The sequence below is a fragment of the Bacillus cereus group sp. BfR-BA-01331 genome (assembly GCF_022663915.1).
Classification (GTDB): domain Bacteria; phylum Bacillota; class Bacilli; order Bacillales; family Bacillaceae_G; genus Bacillus_A; species Bacillus_A mycoides.
The window spans coordinates 82,082-102,005 of the sequence record NZ_JAKUGJ010000016.1 but is presented as its reverse complement, the minus strand read 5'-3'; the positions used below and the strand labels follow the sequence as shown (position 1 = coordinate 102,005).

Here is a 19,924-nt window from a genome sequence, read left to right as displayed (position 1 = left end):
GATCAAGAAGCGAAAGCAATATGAGTGGTTAAAAAATATCAACGCACAAGTTCCCAAACAGGCTTCAAAAGATTTTGACAAGGCGCGAAAAAATTCGTTCGAAAAGTACCAAAATGGTTATCACACTTCTTATAAATCCAAAAAAGATTTAATCCAAGGATTTTATGCCAATTATGAAAGACTGGTTATAGGAAAGAAAGTAGTTCATATTCAGTCCATTGGAGAAGTGAAAACAAGCCAACAACTACCAAGAAACAAAAAAACATCCAATCCAAGAGTTACATTTGATGGTCGTCACTGGTGGATTAGTGTAGGGTTCAAAAAAGAATTCGAACCACAAGAACTAACCAATGAGTCGATTGGTGTGGATGTTGGTTTAAAAGAGCTTTTTGTAGCTTCTAATGGTACGAAAGAACGAAATATAAACAAAGATGCCAAGGTTAAAAAACTTTTGAAAAGGAAAAAGTCAGCTCAAAGAGATATGTCTAGGAGATTTAAAAAAGGTGTAAAAATTCAATCTGCCGGATATGAAAAAGCTAAAACTGAGCACCTGCGGTTATCTAGGAAAATTACGAATATCCGAAATAACCATATCCACCAAGCAACAGCTAAATTGGTGAAAACCAAACCAATGAGAATTGTTGTGGAAGACTTATTTATCTCAAACCTGTTAAAAAACAAAAAATTATCGAAAGCATTTTCATTTCAAAAATTAAACTTCTTCTTTCAATGTTTGTCATACAAGTGCGAGAAGTATGGCATTGAGTATGTAAAAGCTGATAAATGGTTCGCCTCAAGCAAGATTTGTTCATGTTGCGGAGTTAAATACGACCATTCAGTTCAACCAGAAGGACAGTGGAGTTTAAAAATACGTGAGTGGTGTTGTGCTTCATGCAATAGCCATCACGATAGGGATGTAAATGCGTCGATAAATTTATCAAGATGGGTAAAATAAATGCTTGATAATAGGAGGTAACGATACTGCCTCGTGTGGAGTGTTATACCCCTCGTCCCTTTGGGGCTGCGAGAACACGATGAAGCACTAACTTGTGTAAATTTGATTGAATTGTATAGATTTAGTTAAGTTTATCGTATCGGAGCGAATAATTTGGAAGAGAAAAAGCTAAAAAGAATTCTTGAATATGTATGGATCGCGGTTGTGCTCCTTGTAGGATATTATTTCTTAAAAGAGAAAAGTATATGGGTTCTATTTTTAATGACGTTTTTATTAGCGGGGTTAGGAACGCTATTTATTAACTTTTTCTTTGATAGTGTAAACGCGTGGAGAAAGAAAAAGAAAGAGACGAAGTAAGGGGAGATAAGTATGCAAAAGCTGCAGGTTATGTACTCACTTGCATCGGTATATTTATCATTTTACAAACGTTAACGAAAAAACATAATAGAACATGAAAATAGCTCGCCTTTATTATAGGCGAGCTATTTTGTTATGCTTCTTTTTCTCATCATTTGTTTTTTCAGTAGCTAAATGACTAAGAAGGGAACCGAATAGTGTGAACCCATTGGAAAAGAGTATGTAAGTGAATGAAGATACAGTTATGGCATGTAGTTTTTTTGAAATTTCTAGATTGATTTCATTTGAATTCTGAATATTACGTCGAATAAAACTTTAACAAATAAAATGCTGGTTTTAAGGAGAAACTATGTGCAGAAATAGATGTAGGAACAAAAAGATTTACTTCATATAGTAGGAGAAGATGCTATGTTATTTTATTTTGAACTTGTCGTCATTTTACTTTGTACGAAATTAGCTGGTGATATTAGCGTTAGGCTCGGCCAGCCTTCTGTACTCGGTAAATTAATCGTTGGTATTATTATCGGTCCGGCTTTGCTAGGTATTATTAATAGTTCAGAACTTATTGATGAGCTTAGCGAAATTGGTGTTTTGCTACTTATGTTTATGGCGGGACTTGAGACAGATTTAGAAGAGTTAAATCGGAATTTAAAATCTGCATTCGCAGTAGCGATGGGAGGAATTATTTTCCCATTCCTTGGTGGGTATTTAGCAGGACTTGCGTTTGGAATGTTACAGTCGCATGCAATCTTTTTAGGATTATTACTTTGTGCCACTTCGGTTAGTATTTCTGTTCAAACACTAAGAGATTTAGGGAAAATGAATACGCGAGAAAGTACGACGATTTTAGGTGCAGCTGTATTTGATGATGTAATTGTCGTTATTTTATTAGCATTTGTGATGAGTTTTTTAGGTACACAAGATGTAAATGTAACGCTAGTCATTGCAAAGAAAATCATCTTTTTTGTAAGTATTGTTTTCATCTCTTGGAAAGTTGTTCCGTGGATTATGAAAATGCTCGTACCACTTCGCGTAACAGAAGCGTTAATTAGTGCTGCACTTATTATTTGTTTCTCTTTTTCGTATTACAGTGAAATGATGGGAATCGCAGGTATTATTGGGGCATTTGCAGCAGGAATTGCGATTTCGCAAACAGAGTATAAGCATGAAGTGGAACATAAAATTGAACCGATTGCTTACGCGATATTCGTACCGGTTTTCTTCGTAAGTATTGGAATGGAAATTACATTTCAAGGTATCGGAAGCCAACTTTGGTTCATTATCATTATGACGCTCATCGCAATTTTCACAAAGTTAATCGGATCAGGTTTAGGAGCAAGATTAACAGGGTTTAACTTACAATCTTCTATTAGTATCGGTGCGGGAATGGTATCGCGCGGGGAAGTAGCGCTTATCATTGCAGCAAATGGACTTGCGGCGAATTTGTTAGCGAAAGAAAATTTCACAGCGATTGTCATTGTTGTTATATTGACGACAATTATTACGCCGCCACTTTTAAAGAAGTATTTTGTATAGAGGGAAAGAGCTTATCTGACGTAGATAAGCTCTTTTTTATTACAAAATGCAGTGGTCATGTAGCATGAATGGATTGTAATTATGATAAAATCTATGTATGTGATATGACAAGGAGAGGGAAGTGTGAAGATTACAAAGGGGAAAGTTATAGGTGTAATCATACTTATTGCACTATGTATCCCATTTACCGCATGGAAAGAATCAAAAGTGAAAGATTTTCCAGTTTCTATTTTTTCTTCCTATGTAGAAGACGAAAATCCGAAAGACTATAAGTACACTGCTTTTGTACCTGACTTTGCAATTTGGATACATGGATGGGAAAAACAGCGATCTGAAGGTGAAATAACGGCATATAAAAAAGGGGATCGAACTGTAATTGTTCACCATCCACCTGGTAATGATGGTTTTTATCTATATGATACAAATGATATTGGAGAATATACGCAACGGTAAGAAGTGGAGGTTAAATAGTGAAAGCTTCAACATTACTATTTAAAATTGAAAGTAATATGGATCAATTTTCACCAGCTGAAAAGAAGGTTGCCATGTACATAATGGAGAATGCAGAGATTGTTCCGAATTTAACGACGAAAGAAGTGTCAACGAATGCAGGTGCAAGTGAGGCGAGTGTTGTTCGCTTTTGTAAATCGATTGGAATCGGAAGCTTTAAAGCATTTAAGATAGCGCTCGTTCGTGAATTAACGATTGCTGATTATAATATTAATGATTTTTCAGTGATGAATACGGAAGATGGACCGTACGATTTGTTTAATAAAGTTACATATGTGAATAAAGCTGCAATTGAGGCGAGCGTTACTGCGATAGATAAAAAGGAACTTGAGAAAGCTGCAGATCGTATTGTAAATGCAGATAAAATTATATTTTATGGAGTAGGCGGATCAGCTACTCCGGCGATGGACGGAGCGTATAAATTTACGCGGCTCGGATTTACAGCGATGATGCTATCTGATTTTCATATGATGTTGCCACTCGTCACGAATTTAAAAGAGGGAGATATATTTGTGGCGATTTCAACTTCTGGGCGGACGAAAGATGTGCTCGAAATGGCGCAATATGCGAAGAAGCGAGGAGCTACAGTTATTGCGATTACAAAGCTAGATCAATCATCTCCTTTATATAAAGCGGCAGATATTCGCCTTTGTATGCCAGATGTAGAGCAAGACCATCGCATTGCGAGTATTGCGTCGAGAATGACGCAACTGAATATGATTGATGCTTTATATGTGATTACTTTCAATCGAATTGGTAATAAAGTATTAGATCAATTTATGGAGACGAGAGAAGAAGCATTACGGTTACGGAAATTGAAGTAGAAGAAAAGATGGGGAGACTCATCTTTTTTATTATCTTTGACACAAATATGTCATGTTGTGAAATTTTATTTCATAAAATAAGAAAGAGTTATTGATTTTTAGTTTCTTAAAGTTATAATAAAAGTGTGAAATATAATTTCGAAGAGGGTGGCAATATGTTAGAGAATTTATCGACAGAACACCGTAATGAGAAAACGATGAATCTAGATGAGATGAGTATAAAAGAAGTGTTACAAAGTATGAATGAAGAAGATCGAACTGTTGCGTTAGCAGTTGAAAATGAAATAGAAGAAATTGAAAAGGTTGTACAAATTGTTACTAAGTCTTTTGAAGAAGAAGGCCGTTTAATTTATATTGGGGCTGGTACGAGTGGCCGTTTAGGCATTTTAGATGCGGTTGAATGTCCACCGACATTTGGAACAGATGATAAAATGGTGCAAGGATTTATAGCAGGTGGATTGAAAGCGTTTACCAAGGCGGTGGAAGGTGCCGAAGATCGTGAAGAGTTAGCAGAAGAAGATTTAAAAAGTATTGGATTAAATGAGAAAGATACAGTTATCGGAATTGCAGCAAGTGGTAGAACACCCTATGTAATTGGCGGATTGAAATATGCAAGTAGCGTGGGAGCGAGTACAGCTAGTATCTCTTGTAATAAAAATGCTGAAATAAGTAAATATGCAAAACTAAATGTGGAAGTGGAAACAGGCGCAGAAATATTAACAGGCTCAACACGGTTGAAGGCTGGCACAGCGCAAAAGTTAGTACTCAATATGATTTCTACAGCGTCTATGATTGGTGTAGGGAAAGTATATAAAAACTTAATGGTAGATGTTCAATCTACAAATGAAAAATTGGTAGAACGCTCAAAACGAATTATTGTTGAAGCGACAGGCGCTAGTTATGAAGTAGCTACAGAGTGTTATGAGAAAGCAGATCGAAATGTGAAAGCTGCAATCGTTATGATATTACTACAGTGTGAATATGGGGAAGCACTAGAAAAATTAAACGAAGCGAAAGGATTTGTGAAGAAGGCGCTATAACATATAGGGAGGGGAAATCTGTTATGAAGAAAGAAGTGAGAATGGCAAGTGAGATTACAGAGCAGCTTGGGGGAGTAAAAAATATTCGTGGCATTGCTCATTGTATGACGAGGCTGCGATTAACGCTTCATGATGAAGGTAAAGTGAACATGGACCTTTTGAAAAAGGTTGAAGGGGTTATGGGTGTTATTGAAGATGAGACGCTTCAAGTTGTTGTTGGACCAGGGACAGTAAATAAAGTAGCAGCTGAAATGGAAGTTTTAACAGGACTCAGAATTGGTGAAGTTGCAGATCATCACCTTGAAGATATCGGCCGGGAGATAAAGTCAGGGATTAAGAAGAAAAACAATACACCAATGAAAAACTTTTTAAGAAAAATAGGAAGTATTTTCATTCCGTTAATTCCTGGCCTTGTTGCATCGGGAATTATAAACGGGGTCGCTAACTTTGCGAAAAATGCAGGTGCTGATCCGAATGCAACATGGCTACAAATGTTACTTTTAATTGGTGGGGGTATCTTTACATTCCTAGGAATTTTAGTCGGCTGGAATACAGCGAAAGAGTTTGGCGGGACACCAGTTCTTGGGGCAATTGCAGGTATTTTAATTTTCAACCCAGCGATGGCGAATGTAAAATTATTTGGTGAAGCGCTAGTACCCGGACGGGGCGGATTATTTGCAGTTATTTTTGCAGCATGGCTTATGGTTGTAGTTGAGAAAAAAGTACGAAAAGCAGTGCCGAATGCAGTTGATATTATTGTAACACCGCTTATTACTGTATTAGCTGTAAGTATAGTAACGATGTTAGCGATTCAGCCAGCAGCGGGGTTCTTATCTGATGGTATTACGAGCGGTATTAACGCAATTTTAAATGTTGGTGGGGCATTTGCTGGAGCTGTGCTTGCCGGAACATTTTTACCTCTCGTAATGGTCGGATTACATCACGGTTTAACACCGATTCATATGGAATTTATTAATCAAACGCACGTAACGCCTTTATTACCAGTACTCGCAATGGCTGGCGCTGGGCAAGTAGGAGCAGCAATTGCGATTTATGTGAAAACAAAAAATAAACGCCTTCGTAATGTGATTAAAGGTGGATTACCAGTAGGATTTTTAGGAATTGGCGAACCGCTATTATACGGGGTTACATTGCCACTTGGGAAACCGTTTATTACTGCTTGTTTAGGAGCGGCTGTCGGTGGTGCATTCCAAGCTGTTATGAAAACGGCTTCACTCGGAATAGGTGTATCAGGATTATCATTAATTCCGTTAATTGCTGATAATAAATATTTATTATATTTCCTTGGATTAGTAGTTGCATATACGTTCGGATTCATCTTTACGTACTTCTTCGGCTTTAAAGAAGAAATGGCAGAAAACATATAGAGAAAGGGATTCCTTTCTCTTTTTTTTATATTAATAGAAGGAGAGATTCATATGATAGGAGTTTCAATTTACCTTTCAAAAGAGCGAGTAGAAAAACAAGAAGCATGGTTAAAACTAGCGAAAGAAAACGGATTTTCATCTATTTTTACATCTCTTCACATTCCAGAAGATGATCCGAATACGTATAAGGAGTTAATTCAAATACTTGGGAAACAAGCTCTCGAAAATGAAATGGAATTAATGGTTGATGTCTCTCCAAAATCGTTAAACCATTTAGGGATGACGTATGAAAATGTGGAAGAGTTATTAGAATTTGGCATTACTGGTTTACGAATGGATTACGGTATTACGCCAAAAGAAATCGCACGTGTATCTCATAAGATGAAGGTAGCGTTAAACGCGAGTACGATTACAGAATCATTTTGGAAAGAGTTACTTGCGGAAAATATACGAGTAGATCGAGTAGAAGCGTGGCATAATTTTTATCCGCGTCCAGAAACAGGACTAGCAAAGTCGTTTTTACAAAAACAAAATAAGTATTTACATGAGTGCGGAATAAAAACGATGGCATTTATTCCGGGAGATGGTGAAAAACGAGGTCCGTTATATGAAGGTTTACCAACTTTAGAAAAGCACCGCTATATGCGCCCGCTTGAAGCATATTTAGAGCTTGTGCAAGAGTGCGATGTTGATAAAGTGCTAATTGGAGATATAAGCGGGAGCCTAGAGAGTGTACAAGAAATCTCGAGTGCGAGTGGTGGGATTATTCCAGTGCGATATGAGTCATTTATAAATGCAAGTGAAGTATTAAAAGTGGTAGAGCAAGTGCATACAAATAGGTTAGATCCGGCTCGTGATGTAATTCGTTCTGTAGAATCAAGGGAAGGAAATAGAGTGGTGTTACAGCCGATGCATACAATTGTAAGAAAGAAAGGCAGTATTACAATTGATAATGAATTGTACGGTAGATATGCAGGGGAGATGCAAGTTGCCATACATGATTTACCTGTAGATGAGAAAGTGAATGTTGTGGGAATGGTTGTGGAAGAGGACGTGTCTTTACTGCCTTATATTGGCGCTGGAAAAATGTTTCAACTTTTTCTGTGTGATAGAGTAAAAGCTTGAATTAGCGCTATTTTATAAAAGACATTATTCGTAAAACGGATAATGTTTTTTGTTTTCTTTAAAAAAAGCATTTGACGAATGAAAAGAAATACCGTATTGTTTTGTCTTAGGAATAAATGTTCACCATAACAAAACAAAAAAGGAGAGTTCAAAATGAATCAATATATTGGGAATTTAATTATTCGTATCGTGTTAGGAGTTACGTTCTTTGCACACGGTTTAGCAAAGTTTCAATCAGGTATAGATAACGTAGCAGGATGGTTTACAAGCATCGGTTTACCAGGTGGTCTTGCATATGGCGTAGCGACAGTTGAATTAGTAGGTGGTATATTATTAATTATCGGTTTAGGCGTAAGATATGTAGGATTGTTATTCGCTCTTATTTTAGCTGGAGCTATCGTAAAGGTAAATGGAGCAGCAGGTTTATTAGGAGATGGAAAGAATCCGGGATATGAATTAGATCTTGCATTATTAGCAATGGGTGCGTATTTATTCGTCGTAAAAGCAGAAGGATATGTAGATCGCTTCGTAAAAGAGAAAGTAATGAAAGCGAAGTAAATTTATTTATAAATTGTTGACTTGAATCATAATTGTAACTATAATGATTACAACTAGTGGATTAAGAATAAAACAATATAAATATTTTTTTACACAAGTTGTAACTGAAACGGTTACAACTTGTGTAAAAATAAATAAAACGGGAGGAAGTAATATGCCTAAATCAAATTTAGAAATTATTCAAAGCACGTATGAAGGATCATCTTCTTCGAATGCAAAACATTTAGCAGAAGCCCTCTCTGAAAAAGTAGAATGGACAGAGGCAGAAGGTTTCCCGTACGGCGGAACGTATATAGGTGTAGAGGCTATAATGGAAAATGTATTTAGTCGTTTAGGGTCAGAGTGGGATAATTATAAAGCGAGTGTAAATACGTACCATGAAGTAAGCGGAAAAGATGTAATTATTGCTGAAGGTGTTTACTCAGGAGTTTATAAAGAGACGGGAAAATCATTTGAGGCGGAATTTGTTCATGTATGGCAGCTTGAAAATGGAAAAATCGTGAAATTTAAGCAATATGTGGACAGTTACATTGTACGAGAAGCGATGAAGGTTTAAAATGAAATAAGGAAACAAATGGAATCGGCTGTGCGCAGGCGATTCCATTTGTTTATGTGATTATTAGGGGAATGGGGAATACATAATATGAAAAAATGGATTATAGGGACAATTACAATGATTGTAATTGCGATAGGAGCTGTATTCGGTGTTACGAAACTTCTTAATTATATAGAAGAAGAGGAGAAGAGTCTGAAAGCACAAAATGTAATGGGGCAACAAGGGAAGAAAGCAAAGGAAGAAAAGCAACAAGCTAGTGAAGATGAAATTATTTCTACAATGCATAGGATGGTACATCAAAAAGTGAAATCCTCTGAAAAATGGGGATTTATTGAAATGACAAATAAGGAAATTCGTAGTGCGAAGAACGCAGTAGAAAGCAGTACTAATTTTAAATATAAATCAAAGCTACTTTCTACTTTAGAGCGCTGGGAGAAAGGGGATTTTTCACAGACGGTTGAGGAGCATAACTTTTTGTGGGAAATTCAAGGTGGTGATACCGGAAAGGCAACAGAACGTTTATCGCCAGAAGAAGAAAAACAGTATGTGAAAGAAATGAAAGGTAAATAAAAACATCGCCACTCTGGTGGCGATGCTTTTTCATTAAGAATGCTTTCGTACTAAAGCTCTAGTCGTCTGAGGAGAAACAGTTTTAAAATGAGAGAATAAATAGCACCCTGTAACGACGATAATTGTCCCGAAAATTTGAATCCATGTTAATTCTTCTCCAAGGAAAATAAATGCTAAAATAGCTGTGAAAATTGGATTGAAATTTAGAAAAATCCCCGATGTAGTAGCGCCTAATTTCTGTACACCAATATTCCAAAACACCATACAAAGTACTGTTGAAATGAGTCCTGTATATAAAAGTGATGTTATGAAGGAAGAGTTGATATTGGAAACAGTGAAGCTTCCTATGTTAAATGGTAGTAATAAAATAACGCCGAAAATACCAGAATATAATGTTGCCATGAGTGGTGTAGTTGTTTTTGTAGCCCATTTACTACAAACAGAATAGATTCCCCAAATACAAACAGCCGCAATCATCCATAAATCTCCGCTATTAAAATGTAGTGAAAATAAAAGAGCAAAATTTCCTTTTAAAAGGACGAGCATAACCCCGAAAAATGAAAGAATCATAGAAAGAATTTGAAGTGTATTTACTTTTTCTTTTAGAAATAGCACAGAAAATAATGCAATTGAAATAGCGTTCAATGTAGAAATAAGACCTACATTCGTTGCGGATGTTTTTTCTAGTGCTAAAAATTGAAAAATGTTAAAAAGAACGACTCCTGAAATTCCCATAAGTATTAACGGAAGTATTGCAGAGCGTGGTGGAATGATTTTCTTCTCTTTAAACCATACCATTGGTAATAAACAAATGATCGCAATTAGCCATCTTAAACTTGTCAGTGTCATCGGAGATGCATGATCGACGAGTGATTTCCCAACGACGAAATTTCCTCCCCATAATAAGCTTGTTAATAATAGTAAAAAGACGTAAAAATAAGGCATACTAAAAACCCCTTTGTTGAAATAAGAATGAACTGTAAATAATTTTAGCATTTTTCTTTATTATCTAATATATTCTTTTGTATAATGGTAAAAACTCGATAAAATGTTTCGTTAGAAATCTTATTTACAGAAAAACATTCAGTTTTATATAAGTTATGAGATGTTTCTTCGAATAATCGTCGGTAAGAAAAAAGGGGGAATTTTGATGGAGTCATCTGTTATTAAAGTGTTAGATGATTTAGATGTACAAATTTTAGATATATTGCAGAAGGAGTCACAAGTAAGTAATGCAGAACTAGCACGCCGCGTTAATTTATCACCAGCTGCGATGCATGCACGAATAAAAAGGTTAGATGGGGAAGGTTTTATTGATAAGCAAGTAGCAATTTTAAATCAAGAAAAGCTTGGATTTGATTTATTATGTTTCATTTTTATGAGCACGAATATTCATCAGTATGAAAAGCTTGAAGTGTTAGAACGAGAATTAGAATCTATGCCAGAAGTGTTAGAATGTCATTGTTTAACAGGAGAGTATGATTATTTATTGAAGGTTGCAAATCGTGATCGTAAGGAACTGGAGCATTTTATTAGAAAGCTGAATAAGCTTGGTATTACAAGGATACAAACGAGTTTAGCACTTCGTGAAATTAAATATTCGACGGTATTGCCGATACGAAATGAGGAATCAAGCATCGATTAAGTTGCTTGGTTTTTTGTTTATGTAAAGTGAAACTTTAATCAGTGGGGGTTTTGTTCATCCACCACTGATTATTAGCCTTCACCAATCGGGCGTTTAGGGGCAGCCCGACTCCCACCTATCTTCTTTGCTTCAGCCGAATTTTGAGGTGGGAGTCTTACTGCCCGTTAATGCGGGATGAAATTCAGAAAAGTGATTGACGGAGAGAAAAGAGAGATGTATTATTATATAAAATTATGAATTAAAATTCATATAATGTTATAAATATTAACACTGGGGGCAAGGGGATATAATATGAAAATCTTTAATGCGGTTACAAGTGATGTGAAAGAAATTTATAATCTCATTGAAATGTATGCAAAAGAAGGAGTTGTTTTGCCGCGTTCTCTTTTGTCTCTCTATCAATATTTACAATGTTTATATGTTATGAAAGAAGGGGAGGAAGTCGTTGGAGTTGCTGGTTTGCATGTGTTAGGAGAGGATCTCGCAGAAGTACGATCGTTAGTAGTTTCGCATACATATGCAGGAAAAGGGATAGGGCGTAAGTTAGTGAATCATGTAATGAATGAGGCGGCGAAGATAAAAGTGAACAGGGTAATTTCTTTAACATATGAAACAGAATTTTTTCAAAAGTGCGGGTTTGATTTTATGAATAGAGAAGCATTGCCAGAAAAAGTGTGGATTGATTGTAGACATTGTCCAAAAGTTGATTATTGTGATGAGGTGGCGATGATACGGTATGTGGGGTGAAATTTTTAGAGAGAAAAAAGGCCCACTATTATTTAAGAAATAGTGGGTATCTATATTTTGATCAGAAATGAGATGTTGTTAAGAATTTGAATTCGTTTGTCTCACTGCAAAATTAAAAATGGGATTTTTAAGCTCATAGTTATAAGTAGAACCATCGACCAGCCCTACAACTTTATCGCTATCATAAAGGTCGAGCATAAATTGTGCCATTTGTTTTGCCGTGTGGAATTTCGGTACAACACCATCATATTGGAACTCATCAATATTAAATGAACGTTTCGCAAATTCTGTTTCAGTTGCACCAGGAGCTAAAACTTTTGCTTGTAATTTTGCACCTTGTTCTTTCAGTTCGTGAGATAGTCCTTCTGTAAATGCACTTACATAAAATTTCGTAGCGCAATACGTAACAGCATTGGCAACAATCGTGTATCCACCGCCTGATGAAACGTTAATAAGCTGTGTTCCTTCGGTCATTGAATAATCTCGAACGAAAAGGGAAGATAGTATTGTTAGTGCTTCTATATTTACATGCAACATCGTTTCTATCTTGTTTAAATTTTGTTCAGCAATTGAGGCGAAATTACCAAAACCTGCGTTGTTAATCCACGTTTCAATTTGAAAAGTTTGTAGGCTTTCATAAAGTTTATAAACATTTTCAGTGACGGATAAATCAGTTCTTCGAATGACAACATCCAACTCTGGATGCATTTCGTTAATTTTTAATTTTAATCCGTCTAATTCTTCTTGTCTTCGAGCTACAAGTATTAAATTTTTTCCGCGAGATGCAAAGGCTAAAGCGGATTCATAGCCAATTCCTGAACTAGCACCAGTAATAACAGTATATTTCATATAAAAGCCTCCTAAATTCAAATTAATTTATCATGGTTAGATTGTATTTGTTAGAGTATACTCTAAGTCAAATGTTTTTTATAATTTGGATAAGGCAGTAAAATATATGAGAGTAAATGGCGTGCGGAGGGAGAATGGTTATGTACACAATTAGCGAGGTAGCTAAATTATTAGGAGTGAGCACACATACATTACGTTATTATGAAAAGGAGAACATATTAATTGCAAATCGCGATGCAAATGGGAATAGATTGTATGAAGAGTCACATATAAAGTGGTTGCAGTTTGTAATGAAATTAAAACAAACACAAATGCCGATAGCGAAAATAAGAGAATATGCTAGATTATATTTAGAAGGGGAGCATACAACCGAAGCTCGTTTACAGCTCTTAGAAGATCATAGGAAATCTATTCAGATTCAAAGAGAAAATTTAGAAGTTACAGAGAAGATGCTCGAAAATAAAATTATTGCATACAAAGACTCGTTGAAAAGTAAATAGCGTACAAAATATTTCGTCCTTTGTTGCATGTTGAAAAGGGAGTACAGGTTTTTGTTTTGGAATTTATCTATGAGTATTTTATTATAATGTACCGATAAATTAAAAAAGAGCAGTTAGCTAAAAGCAACTGCTCGATTCAAAGGGATCTCCAAGGGGGGAATGGAGAAAATATTATGTTACTACCATTATTGACAGATTATTAAGAAATATACATGTGGATTTAAGAAATTTAAAATATTTTTTGGTTAATAGAATCCGGGTGTTGACACTTTATCAATTGGTCATGTAGAATATTTATGAATGACATTCAGTCATTTTTTCTATGAAAGGGTGTAGATAAGCAACTTTTATATGTAGTTAGCTTAATAACGGAACAAATATAAGGATAAATGAGGATGATATTGGTTTTTTAAATAGTAGTTAGAGTGAGATTATATTTTTTAAATTAAAAATGACTGACGGTCAGTCAGTGGATAATAGAAGGTGAGAGATATGAAAAATAAAGCTTGGTTATATGTCATATTAACATGTATCTTTGAAATTTTTTGGGTGTTTGGTTTTAATACAGCTCATACTTGGTGGCATTGGGTCATTATTGTAGGAGTTATCGCTGTTGATTTTTACTTCCTATCGAAAGCGTGCGAACATCTTGCAACAGGGACTGTATATGCTGTGTTTGCCGGAGCTGGTACGGTAGGTACTTTCCTAATGGATGTATTCCTTTTCGGCGGCAGTTTCAGTGTAGGAAAACTATTCTTTATCGTAATGGTTGTAGCGGGCGTTATCGGTTTAAAACTGGCTGATAATAAAGAAGAAACCGCGGAAGAAATTGTGAAAGGAGCTGCTTAAAAATGGGTTGGTTTTTCGTATTTTGTGCTGCAATTAGTGAAATAGTCGGTGTGATAGGCCTTAAAATGTATAGTAAAGATAAGACGTTAGCAAATGGAGCGATTTATATAGGTGGATTTGCAACTTCCTTTGCATTCTTATACACATCTTTCTTGTTCTTACAAGTAAGTGTAGCTTATGCGGTTTGGATTGGCATTGGAACAGCAGGAGCTGTTTTATTAAATATGTTTCTGTTTGGTGAATCGAAAAGTAAGGCACGTTTGATTAGTGTAGCTCTTATCGTATGTGGAGTTACGGGATTAAAGGCTCTTTCATAAGAAAAGGATATTAAAGTTAAATCTCCTAACGATTTGTTGGGAGATTTTTATTATGAAAAGTGCACGATGATTGACAGTACAGCTAGTTATTTTATAAAATGAGTGACAGTCATTCAATACGCGTGTGAAAGGGTTTAGATGATGAATAAAAAAGAAAAAATTGTCTATGCAGCTATTGAAGTGTTTCAGGAAAAGGGCGTTGAAAAAACGAAGATTTCTGATATCGTGAAATTGGCTGGCATTGCACAAGGAACTTTCTATTTATATTTTCCTTCTAAGTTATCTGTTATGCCTGCAATAGCAGAAGTGATGGTTGAGAAGATGATACTTGCAGTGAAAGAAAAAGTACAGAACGATTCACCTTTTTCAAGTAAAGTTGAGCAAGTAATAGATGCAGTATTTACCTTTATAGCTGAATATCGTGAAATACAAGCATTAATGTATGCGGGCCTTGCATCAACTGAACATATAAAAGAATGGGAAGCTGTATATGAGCCTCTTTATATATGGCTAAGTGACTTTTTAAGTGAGGCAAAAGAATCAGGTGAAATTCGTGATTCGGTTCACGCTGAGCGAACAGCGAAGTTATTTATCGCTCTTGTTGAATCAGCAGCGGAACAAGTTTATTTATATGATCATAAAGATGATGAGCAAGTCGAGCTACAAAAGGCAGAAGTACTAGATTTTTTAACACATGCACTACATATAAAGAAGTAGTAAGATGAACCTGTCTGAAAAGGTAGGTTCATTTCTGCGGGAAACTGAATGATAGTCATTCACCCTGTGTGTATGTATGTGTGGAAGGATAGAGTGAAATTCTAATGAGTGGGGGCATCTTCACTCAGTATGAGCCCACAAATAGCAGGATAAAGAAAAAGCTTCTTGGGCATTATTTTTGAGAGGAACTACGGGAAGAGGTGTTAAAAATTGAAGAAACCGATAAAAGAACAAAAGATGGTATTGATCATTCTTTTGAGTAATATATTTATCGCTTTTTTAGGGATTGGATTAATCATTCCGGTTATGCCGTCCTTTATGAATGATATGAATTTAACAGGAAAGACGATGGGTTATCTCGTTGCAGTGTTTGCAATGGCTCAGCTTATTACTTCACCTATTACGGGTCGTTGGGTCGACATTTACGGTAGGAAGAAAATGATAATCATTGGATTATTTATTTTTGGTGTTTCAGAGCTTCTTTTTGGATTAGGTACAGATGTGTGGATGCTTTATGCAGCGAGGGTGTTAGGCGGAATTAGCGCCGCGTTTATTATGCCGGGTGTTACGGCATATGTTGCTGATATTACTTCTATTCAAGAACGTCCAAAGGCGATGGGATATCTTTCAGCGGCTATTAGTACCGGATTTATTATAGGGCCTGGAATCGGCGGGTTTATTGCAGAATACGGTATACGTGTGCCGTTCTTTGTGGCAGCAGTGATTGCTTTTGTCGCATGCGTGATTTCTATATTTATTTTGAAAGAGCCGTTAACGAAAGAAGAGCTTGCAGAGATTTCTGCTAATACGAAAGAATCCAGCTTTATCGGAGATTTAAAGAAATCATTAAATCCAATGTATGCAATCGCATTTATTATTGTATTTGTACTCGCATTCGGTTTATCAGCATATGAAACTGTTTTTAGTTTGTTTTCTGATCATAAATTTGGTTTTACACCGAAAGATATTGCTGCAATTATTACGATTAGCTCCATCTTTGGGGTAGTTGTGCAAGTATTTATGTTTGGCAAATTGGTTGACATGTTCGGTGAGAAAGTATTAATTCAAATATGTTTAATTGTAGGTGCAGTATTAGCATTCGTCTCAACTGTAGTCTTTAATTATTGGATTGTACTTCTCGTTACTTGCTTTATTTTCCTAGCATTTGATTTGCTTCGTCCAGCTTTAACGACGTTTTTATCAAAAGCAGCTGGAAAAGAGCAAGGATTCGTTGCTGGTATGAACTCAACGTATACGAGTTTAGGAAATATCGCAGGACCAGCGATGGGCGGAATATTATTTGATATAAACATTAATTATCCATATGCATTTTCAGGTGTTGTTTTAATCGTTGGTCTCGGCATTACATTTATGTGGAGAGAGAAACAACTAGCTCAAAGTTTTGCGAAGTAATGTAGTGAATAACGAAAAGCCTCTTACTATTTTTATGGTAAGGGGCTTTTCGTTTATAAACTTAATCCAAACCGCTTTAATTCAATAAATATCCCCTCTAATTGCTTTCCTTTATCAGTTAACGTGTACTCTACGCGAGGCGGAACTTCTGGGTATACTTTTCTCGTTATAATCCCTTGCGTTTCCAATTCTTTTAGGCGAAGCGATAAAGTTTTCGGACTAATCCCGTCCATTGATTTTTGTAAATCACTAAATCGTAACGTTCCTTCGATAAGAAGGTCCCGAATAATTAAAAATGTCCATTTTGTACTAATTACGTCAAGCGTTTTAGCGATAGGACAAGGTATACCAGGTAAACCTTTCGTTAATACAATTGGATCTATATTGCTCATGGCAATAGCCTCCATAAAATTTTTTTGAATGAATTTGCCTTATCGTATCACAAAACTATCTTTTTGGTAACTATATGAAAAAAATATCACTACTTCCATAAAGGAAGTTAGTGCATATACAATAGCAATACGAAATACAAAGGGTTTGTATGAGGAGGAGGTGATTTCCATGGGTATGAAAAAGTTGTTTATGTTTCTTAGTTTTTTTGTCATTTGTATTGTGCTTGTAGCATGTAGTGTTGAGCAAAAAACTGAAATTCAGTTATTAAAGGAAATGCCGAAGCCAAAAGCAATGACAATCGATCCTTCACTGAGCAAAAAAGAAGCGACAGAAAGAGTTCATGCAGCTCAGCGTTTTTATGCATTTTGGGATACAGGTAAAGAGGAGCTTATTCCGCAGACGGTTACTGAAAATTTTTTCGATAACACACTGCCGAAAGGTCGACCACAAGGCACTGAAGGATTAAAGCTTGCGGCGCAAAACTTTCGTAAAGTAGTTCCTGATATACATTGCGAGATTGAAGATTTATTAGTCGTTGGTGATAAAGTAACAGCTCGTCTTTCTTTTACAGGAACTCATAATGATAAGAAAATCAATTTTTTTGCAATTGATATTTTACATGTGAAAGACGGAAAGGTAACGGAAGATTGGCATTTAGAAGATAATCTTACGCTGAAGCAGCAACTCGGCTTAATAGCTGAAGAGTAGATCATATAGGGGAGAGAAAAGTGATGGGAAATATATTGATTATAAATGGACATGAAAAATATGGTACGAAAGAAGGACGATTAAATAGAACGTTAGTAGATTATATGGTAACTGTATTAGGCGAGAATCATCATGTGAAAACAACAACGATTCAAGATGGCTATAGTATTAAGGACGAACAAGAGAGGTTTTTATGGGCTGATGTTGTAATTTATCAAACACCTATTTACTGGTTTAGTGTACCGGGATTATTTAAAACATATATGGATGAAGTGTATGAATACGGTTTGTTCTTTAAAGGTGCAGATGAATATGGAACAGGTGGTTTATTAAAAGAGAAGCAGTATATGTTTTCTACAACTTGGAATGCACCTGAAAAAGCATTCGGAGATAAGACGAAGTTCTTTGAAGGAGAAAGTTTAGAATCAGCACTTACTCATTTACATCGTGTGCAGAAGTTTCTTGGCATGAGTCCGTTAAAGAGTTTTGCTTGTTATGATGTGGTGAAAAATCCTACTGTTGAGAATTATTTAGAGAACTTGAAGAACCATTTAGAAGAAGTCATTCAATAATTACGGTCATCCCCGTATTTAATGCGGGGATGGCTGTATCCATAACTTCGCAAAATTCGCCCAACCGAATGAATCAATTGTTACGTTTTTTAAAGAAGAAGGGTATGTTTTTCTTTTTAAAACGTGATAGTTAAATAAAATGATGTTTTCAGCTTGTAAAAACTCTTCAATCTCATACATGAGCTTATACCGTTTTTCTTTATTGTCTTCTAATAAAAAGGTATCAAGTAAACAATTAATTTGTTTTGCATAGTGTGGGTCCATGAATCGATTTACGAAGCAACTTTTATTTTTAAATACATTTAAAAATGCAATTTCATGATCAGCAGCAAATACTTCCCCCATGAAAATAATATCCGCATGTTTATCAATAGAACGATCCATATAATCTGAAACGAGAAATGGGTGAAGTTCTACGTGTACTCCTAATTGTTCGCAGCGTTCTTTTAGGAAATGTGCATCATTTGCACTATCTTTAAATGCGAAGAAATAAATATGTATTGTTTCGCCATTATAGGTGCTCTTTTTTAAATAATCTTTCGCTTTTTCTAAAGAGTAGGACCTGTTAGGAACTTGGCGGCTTCTTTCAGGAAAAAAGCTTGATGCAGCAATTGTTCGTCTGCCCTCTATGTTACGAAGTATCGTTTCAACGTCATATAGTTCTCTCCAAGCTTTTCGAAAGTGAATGTCGTGATGAGGACCAGGTTTTGTAAAGTTGAAGCTAGCATAAATACAACCTATTTCTTCTATTTGTATATCATGCCTTTCATTTTCCTCTTCATTTGGTAGTTCATAATCAGCATCTATTTGCAAATGATCAGGAATACCCCAAAATTCAATACGGTCTAATAACGCACGCTCTTTAAAATAATGGGTGAACGCTTCGAGTACGATATTATCTTCAGAGTAATGAGTAAGTTTAAAAGGTCCAGTACCTATGTAGTGATGATTTTGAATAACTGCATCATGCGGTAAAATTGCGAGTTGCATGGAACTCACATAACGTAAGAAAAAAACGTTAGGTTTTGCTAAATGAAATCGTATTTGCAGTGGTGATGGTGTTTCAATTTGAACAATTTCTTCTGTTAACCATTCGAAAGGGGAGTGGATTTGTTTTAATCTTTCAAATGAAAATTGTACATCTTTAGAAGTTAAAACTGTTTCGTTATGAAAATGTATATCCTTTCGTAAATAAAAGGTCCACGTAAGCCCGTCTGCACTTAATTCCCACGTATGTGCAATGTGTGGTTCCATTTTTTCAGTAACATCATTATAAACGACTAACGTATCAAAAATTTGACTCGTAAGATGGCTCTCCGTAGTTACAGCCACAAAAGCCGGATCTAATGGGAATATCTTTCTTGATATAGGAATCTTCAATATGTCGTACATATCATTTGAAGGTTTGTATCCAAAATGATGATGTAGTTTATTTTCTATCTTTTTTTGAAGTGCAAGGGGTAGAGGTTCTTTTAAAAGAAGAAAAACATCCTTTAATTTTTCTTGCGCTAACAGTTCATCTGTATAGGATTCAATTGCTTCTAGGAAACTATGTACAAATACAATTTCTGTTTTATTTCCGCGACCACGCCCCGGCGTCCACTTAATGAATTGTTCCTCGCTCATTTTCTTTAATAAAATCTTTACGTTTTTCGTACTGCAATATAAAACATCCGCTAATTCTTGTAAGCTATTTCGTATAAGTTGCTGATCTTGTGAATGTAACCTTAAACGAACATAATAGTCCATAATCTTCATATGTATGCACTTCCTTCTATTTAAAAGGGGAAACTCT

25 protein-coding genes are annotated in these 19,924 nt (G+C 35.6%); 21 read left to right on the top strand and 4 right to left on the bottom strand.

Annotated elements, in window-relative coordinates; translation table 11 throughout:
• The 12 genes from MR155_RS22820 to MR155_RS22770 form a co-directional block, all read left to right on the top strand.
• Positions 1–955: RNA-guided endonuclease InsQ/TnpB family protein (locus tag MR155_RS22820; protein WP_242311156.1), on the top strand; the 955-nt coding region annotated here is incomplete at its 5' end.
• 153 nt (positions 956–1,108) lie between these two features.
• A complete protein-coding gene (locus MR155_RS22815) occupies positions 1,109–1,312 on the top strand; it encodes a hypothetical protein (protein ID WP_061674975.1) in 204 nt (67 codons plus the stop codon).
• On the top strand, positions 1,282–1,410 hold the full coding sequence (locus MR155_RS31845; RefSeq protein ID WP_277958743.1) for a hypothetical protein: 129 nt from the start codon (positions 1,282–1,284) through the stop codon (positions 1,408–1,410). The genes MR155_RS22815 and MR155_RS31845 overlap by 31 nt, the downstream gene beginning before the upstream one ends.
• Positions 1,411–1,720: 310 nt before the next feature.
• A complete protein-coding gene (locus tag MR155_RS22810; RefSeq protein WP_000899801.1) occupies positions 1,721–2,848 on the top strand; it encodes a cation:proton antiporter in 1,128 nt (375 codons plus the stop codon).
• A gap of 123 nt (positions 2,849–2,971) precedes the next feature.
• Complete coding sequence (locus MR155_RS22805; protein ID WP_242311155.1) at positions 2,972–3,301, top strand: outer surface protein; 330 nt, start codon at positions 2,972–2,974, stop codon at positions 3,299–3,301.
• 17 nt (positions 3,302–3,318) lie between these two features.
• Positions 3,319–4,182 (top strand): MurR/RpiR family transcriptional regulator, encoded by an 864-nt coding sequence (locus tag MR155_RS22800; RefSeq protein WP_002029960.1) that lies wholly within the window; start codon positions 3,319–3,321, stop codon positions 4,180–4,182.
• A 155-nt stretch (positions 4,183–4,337) separates the two neighbouring features.
• Positions 4,338–5,222 (top strand): N-acetylmuramic acid 6-phosphate etherase, encoded by an 885-nt coding sequence (murQ, locus tag MR155_RS22795; RefSeq protein WP_242311154.1) that lies wholly within the window; start codon positions 4,338–4,340, stop codon positions 5,220–5,222.
• Positions 5,223–5,245: 23 nt separating this feature from the next.
• The gene (locus MR155_RS22790) at positions 5,246–6,610 is read left to right on the top strand and encodes a PTS transporter subunit EIIC (protein ID WP_242311153.1); all 1,365 of its coding nucleotides are present in this window, start codon (positions 5,246–5,248) and stop codon (positions 6,608–6,610) included.
• A gap of 51 nt (positions 6,611–6,661) precedes the next feature.
• Entirely contained in the window at positions 6,662–7,735 is a 1,074-nt protein-coding gene (locus tag MR155_RS22785; protein WP_219299916.1) for a DUF871 domain-containing protein, read from the top strand.
• 153 nt (positions 7,736–7,888) lie between these two features.
• Positions 7,889–8,293, top strand: coding sequence for a DoxX family protein (locus MR155_RS22780; protein ID WP_001077749.1), 405 nt, complete (start codon positions 7,889–7,891; stop codon positions 8,291–8,293).
• Positions 8,294–8,447: 154 nt separating this feature from the next.
• A complete protein-coding gene (locus MR155_RS22775; RefSeq protein WP_242311152.1) occupies positions 8,448–8,849 on the top strand; it encodes a nuclear transport factor 2 family protein in 402 nt (133 codons plus the stop codon).
• Between the two features lie 87 nt (positions 8,850–8,936).
• On the top strand, positions 8,937–9,419 hold the full coding sequence (locus tag MR155_RS22770) for a PRK06770 family protein (RefSeq protein ID WP_219299913.1): 483 nt from the start codon (positions 8,937–8,939) through the stop codon (positions 9,417–9,419).
• A 33-nt stretch (positions 9,420–9,452) separates the two neighbouring features.
• On the opposite strand, the gene MR155_RS22765 is transcribed toward MR155_RS22770, so the two are convergent.
• Positions 9,453–10,364, bottom strand: coding sequence for a DMT family transporter (locus MR155_RS22765; RefSeq protein ID WP_088035224.1), 912 nt, complete (start codon positions 10,362–10,364; stop codon positions 9,453–9,455).
• A gap of 205 nt (positions 10,365–10,569) precedes the next feature.
• Here MR155_RS22765 and MR155_RS22760 point away from each other — a divergent pair, with 205 nt between their 5' ends.
• Both MR155_RS22760 and MR155_RS22755 read left to right on the top strand, forming a co-directional pair.
• Positions 10,570–11,064, top strand: a complete 495-nt coding sequence (locus MR155_RS22760) for an Lrp/AsnC family transcriptional regulator (protein WP_002063953.1) — start codon at positions 10,570–10,572, stop codon at positions 11,062–11,064.
• A 291-nt stretch (positions 11,065–11,355) separates the two neighbouring features.
• Entirely contained in the window at positions 11,356–11,811 is a 456-nt protein-coding gene (locus MR155_RS22755) for an N-acetyltransferase (RefSeq protein WP_242311151.1), read from the top strand.
• A gap of 78 nt (positions 11,812–11,889) precedes the next feature.
• Here the strand turns inward: MR155_RS22755 and MR155_RS22750 are convergent, their stop codons facing one another.
• On the bottom strand, positions 11,890–12,660 hold the full coding sequence (locus tag MR155_RS22750) for an SDR family NAD(P)-dependent oxidoreductase (RefSeq protein WP_113936719.1): 771 nt from the start codon (positions 12,658–12,660) through the stop codon (positions 11,890–11,892).
• Positions 12,661–12,800: 140 nt separating this feature from the next.
• On the opposite strand from MR155_RS22750, the gene MR155_RS22745 reads away from it, so the two are divergent.
• From MR155_RS22745 to MR155_RS22725, 5 genes are all read left to right on the top strand, one after another.
• Positions 12,801–13,160, top strand: a complete 360-nt coding sequence (locus MR155_RS22745; protein ID WP_002188427.1) for a MerR family transcriptional regulator — start codon at positions 12,801–12,803, stop codon at positions 13,158–13,160.
• Between the two features lie 492 nt (positions 13,161–13,652).
• A complete protein-coding gene (locus tag MR155_RS22740; protein ID WP_002134594.1) occupies positions 13,653–14,009 on the top strand; it encodes a DMT family transporter in 357 nt (118 codons plus the stop codon).
• 2 nt (positions 14,010–14,011) lie between these two features.
• Positions 14,012–14,326, top strand: a complete 315-nt coding sequence (locus MR155_RS22735; protein WP_000539672.1) for a DMT family transporter — start codon at positions 14,012–14,014, stop codon at positions 14,324–14,326.
• 138 nt (positions 14,327–14,464) lie between these two features.
• On the top strand, positions 14,465–15,043 hold the full coding sequence (locus MR155_RS22730) for a TetR/AcrR family transcriptional regulator (protein ID WP_002063960.1): 579 nt from the start codon (positions 14,465–14,467) through the stop codon (positions 15,041–15,043).
• A gap of 210 nt (positions 15,044–15,253) precedes the next feature.
• Complete coding sequence (locus MR155_RS22725; protein ID WP_002125479.1) at positions 15,254–16,456, top strand: MFS transporter; 1,203 nt, start codon at positions 15,254–15,256, stop codon at positions 16,454–16,456.
• 53 nt (positions 16,457–16,509) lie between these two features.
• On the opposite strand, the gene MR155_RS22720 is transcribed toward MR155_RS22725, so the two are convergent.
• Positions 16,510–16,848 carry a winged helix-turn-helix transcriptional regulator gene (locus MR155_RS22720; RefSeq protein ID WP_242311150.1) on the bottom strand — a complete coding sequence of 113 codons (339 nt, stop codon included), beginning with the start codon at positions 16,846–16,848 and terminating at the stop codon, positions 16,510–16,512.
• A 169-nt stretch (positions 16,849–17,017) separates the two neighbouring features.
• On the opposite strand from MR155_RS22720, the gene MR155_RS22715 reads away from it, so the two are divergent.
• The gene (locus MR155_RS22715; protein WP_242311149.1) at positions 17,018–17,557 is read left to right on the top strand and encodes an ester cyclase; all 540 of its coding nucleotides are present in this window, start codon (positions 17,018–17,020) and stop codon (positions 17,555–17,557) included.
• Positions 17,558–17,580: 23 nt separating this feature from the next.
• Positions 17,581–18,129, top strand: a complete 549-nt coding sequence (locus MR155_RS22710; RefSeq protein WP_242311148.1) for an NAD(P)H-dependent oxidoreductase — start codon at positions 17,581–17,583, stop codon at positions 18,127–18,129.
• Positions 18,130–18,147: 18 nt separating this feature from the next.
• Here MR155_RS22710 and MR155_RS22705 read toward each other — a convergent pair whose 3' ends face one another.
• The gene (locus tag MR155_RS22705; protein WP_242311147.1) at positions 18,148–19,887 is read right to left on the bottom strand and encodes an SgrR family transcriptional regulator; all 1,740 of its coding nucleotides are present in this window, start codon (positions 19,885–19,887) and stop codon (positions 18,148–18,150) included.
• Positions 19,888–19,924: the final 37 nt, after the last annotated feature.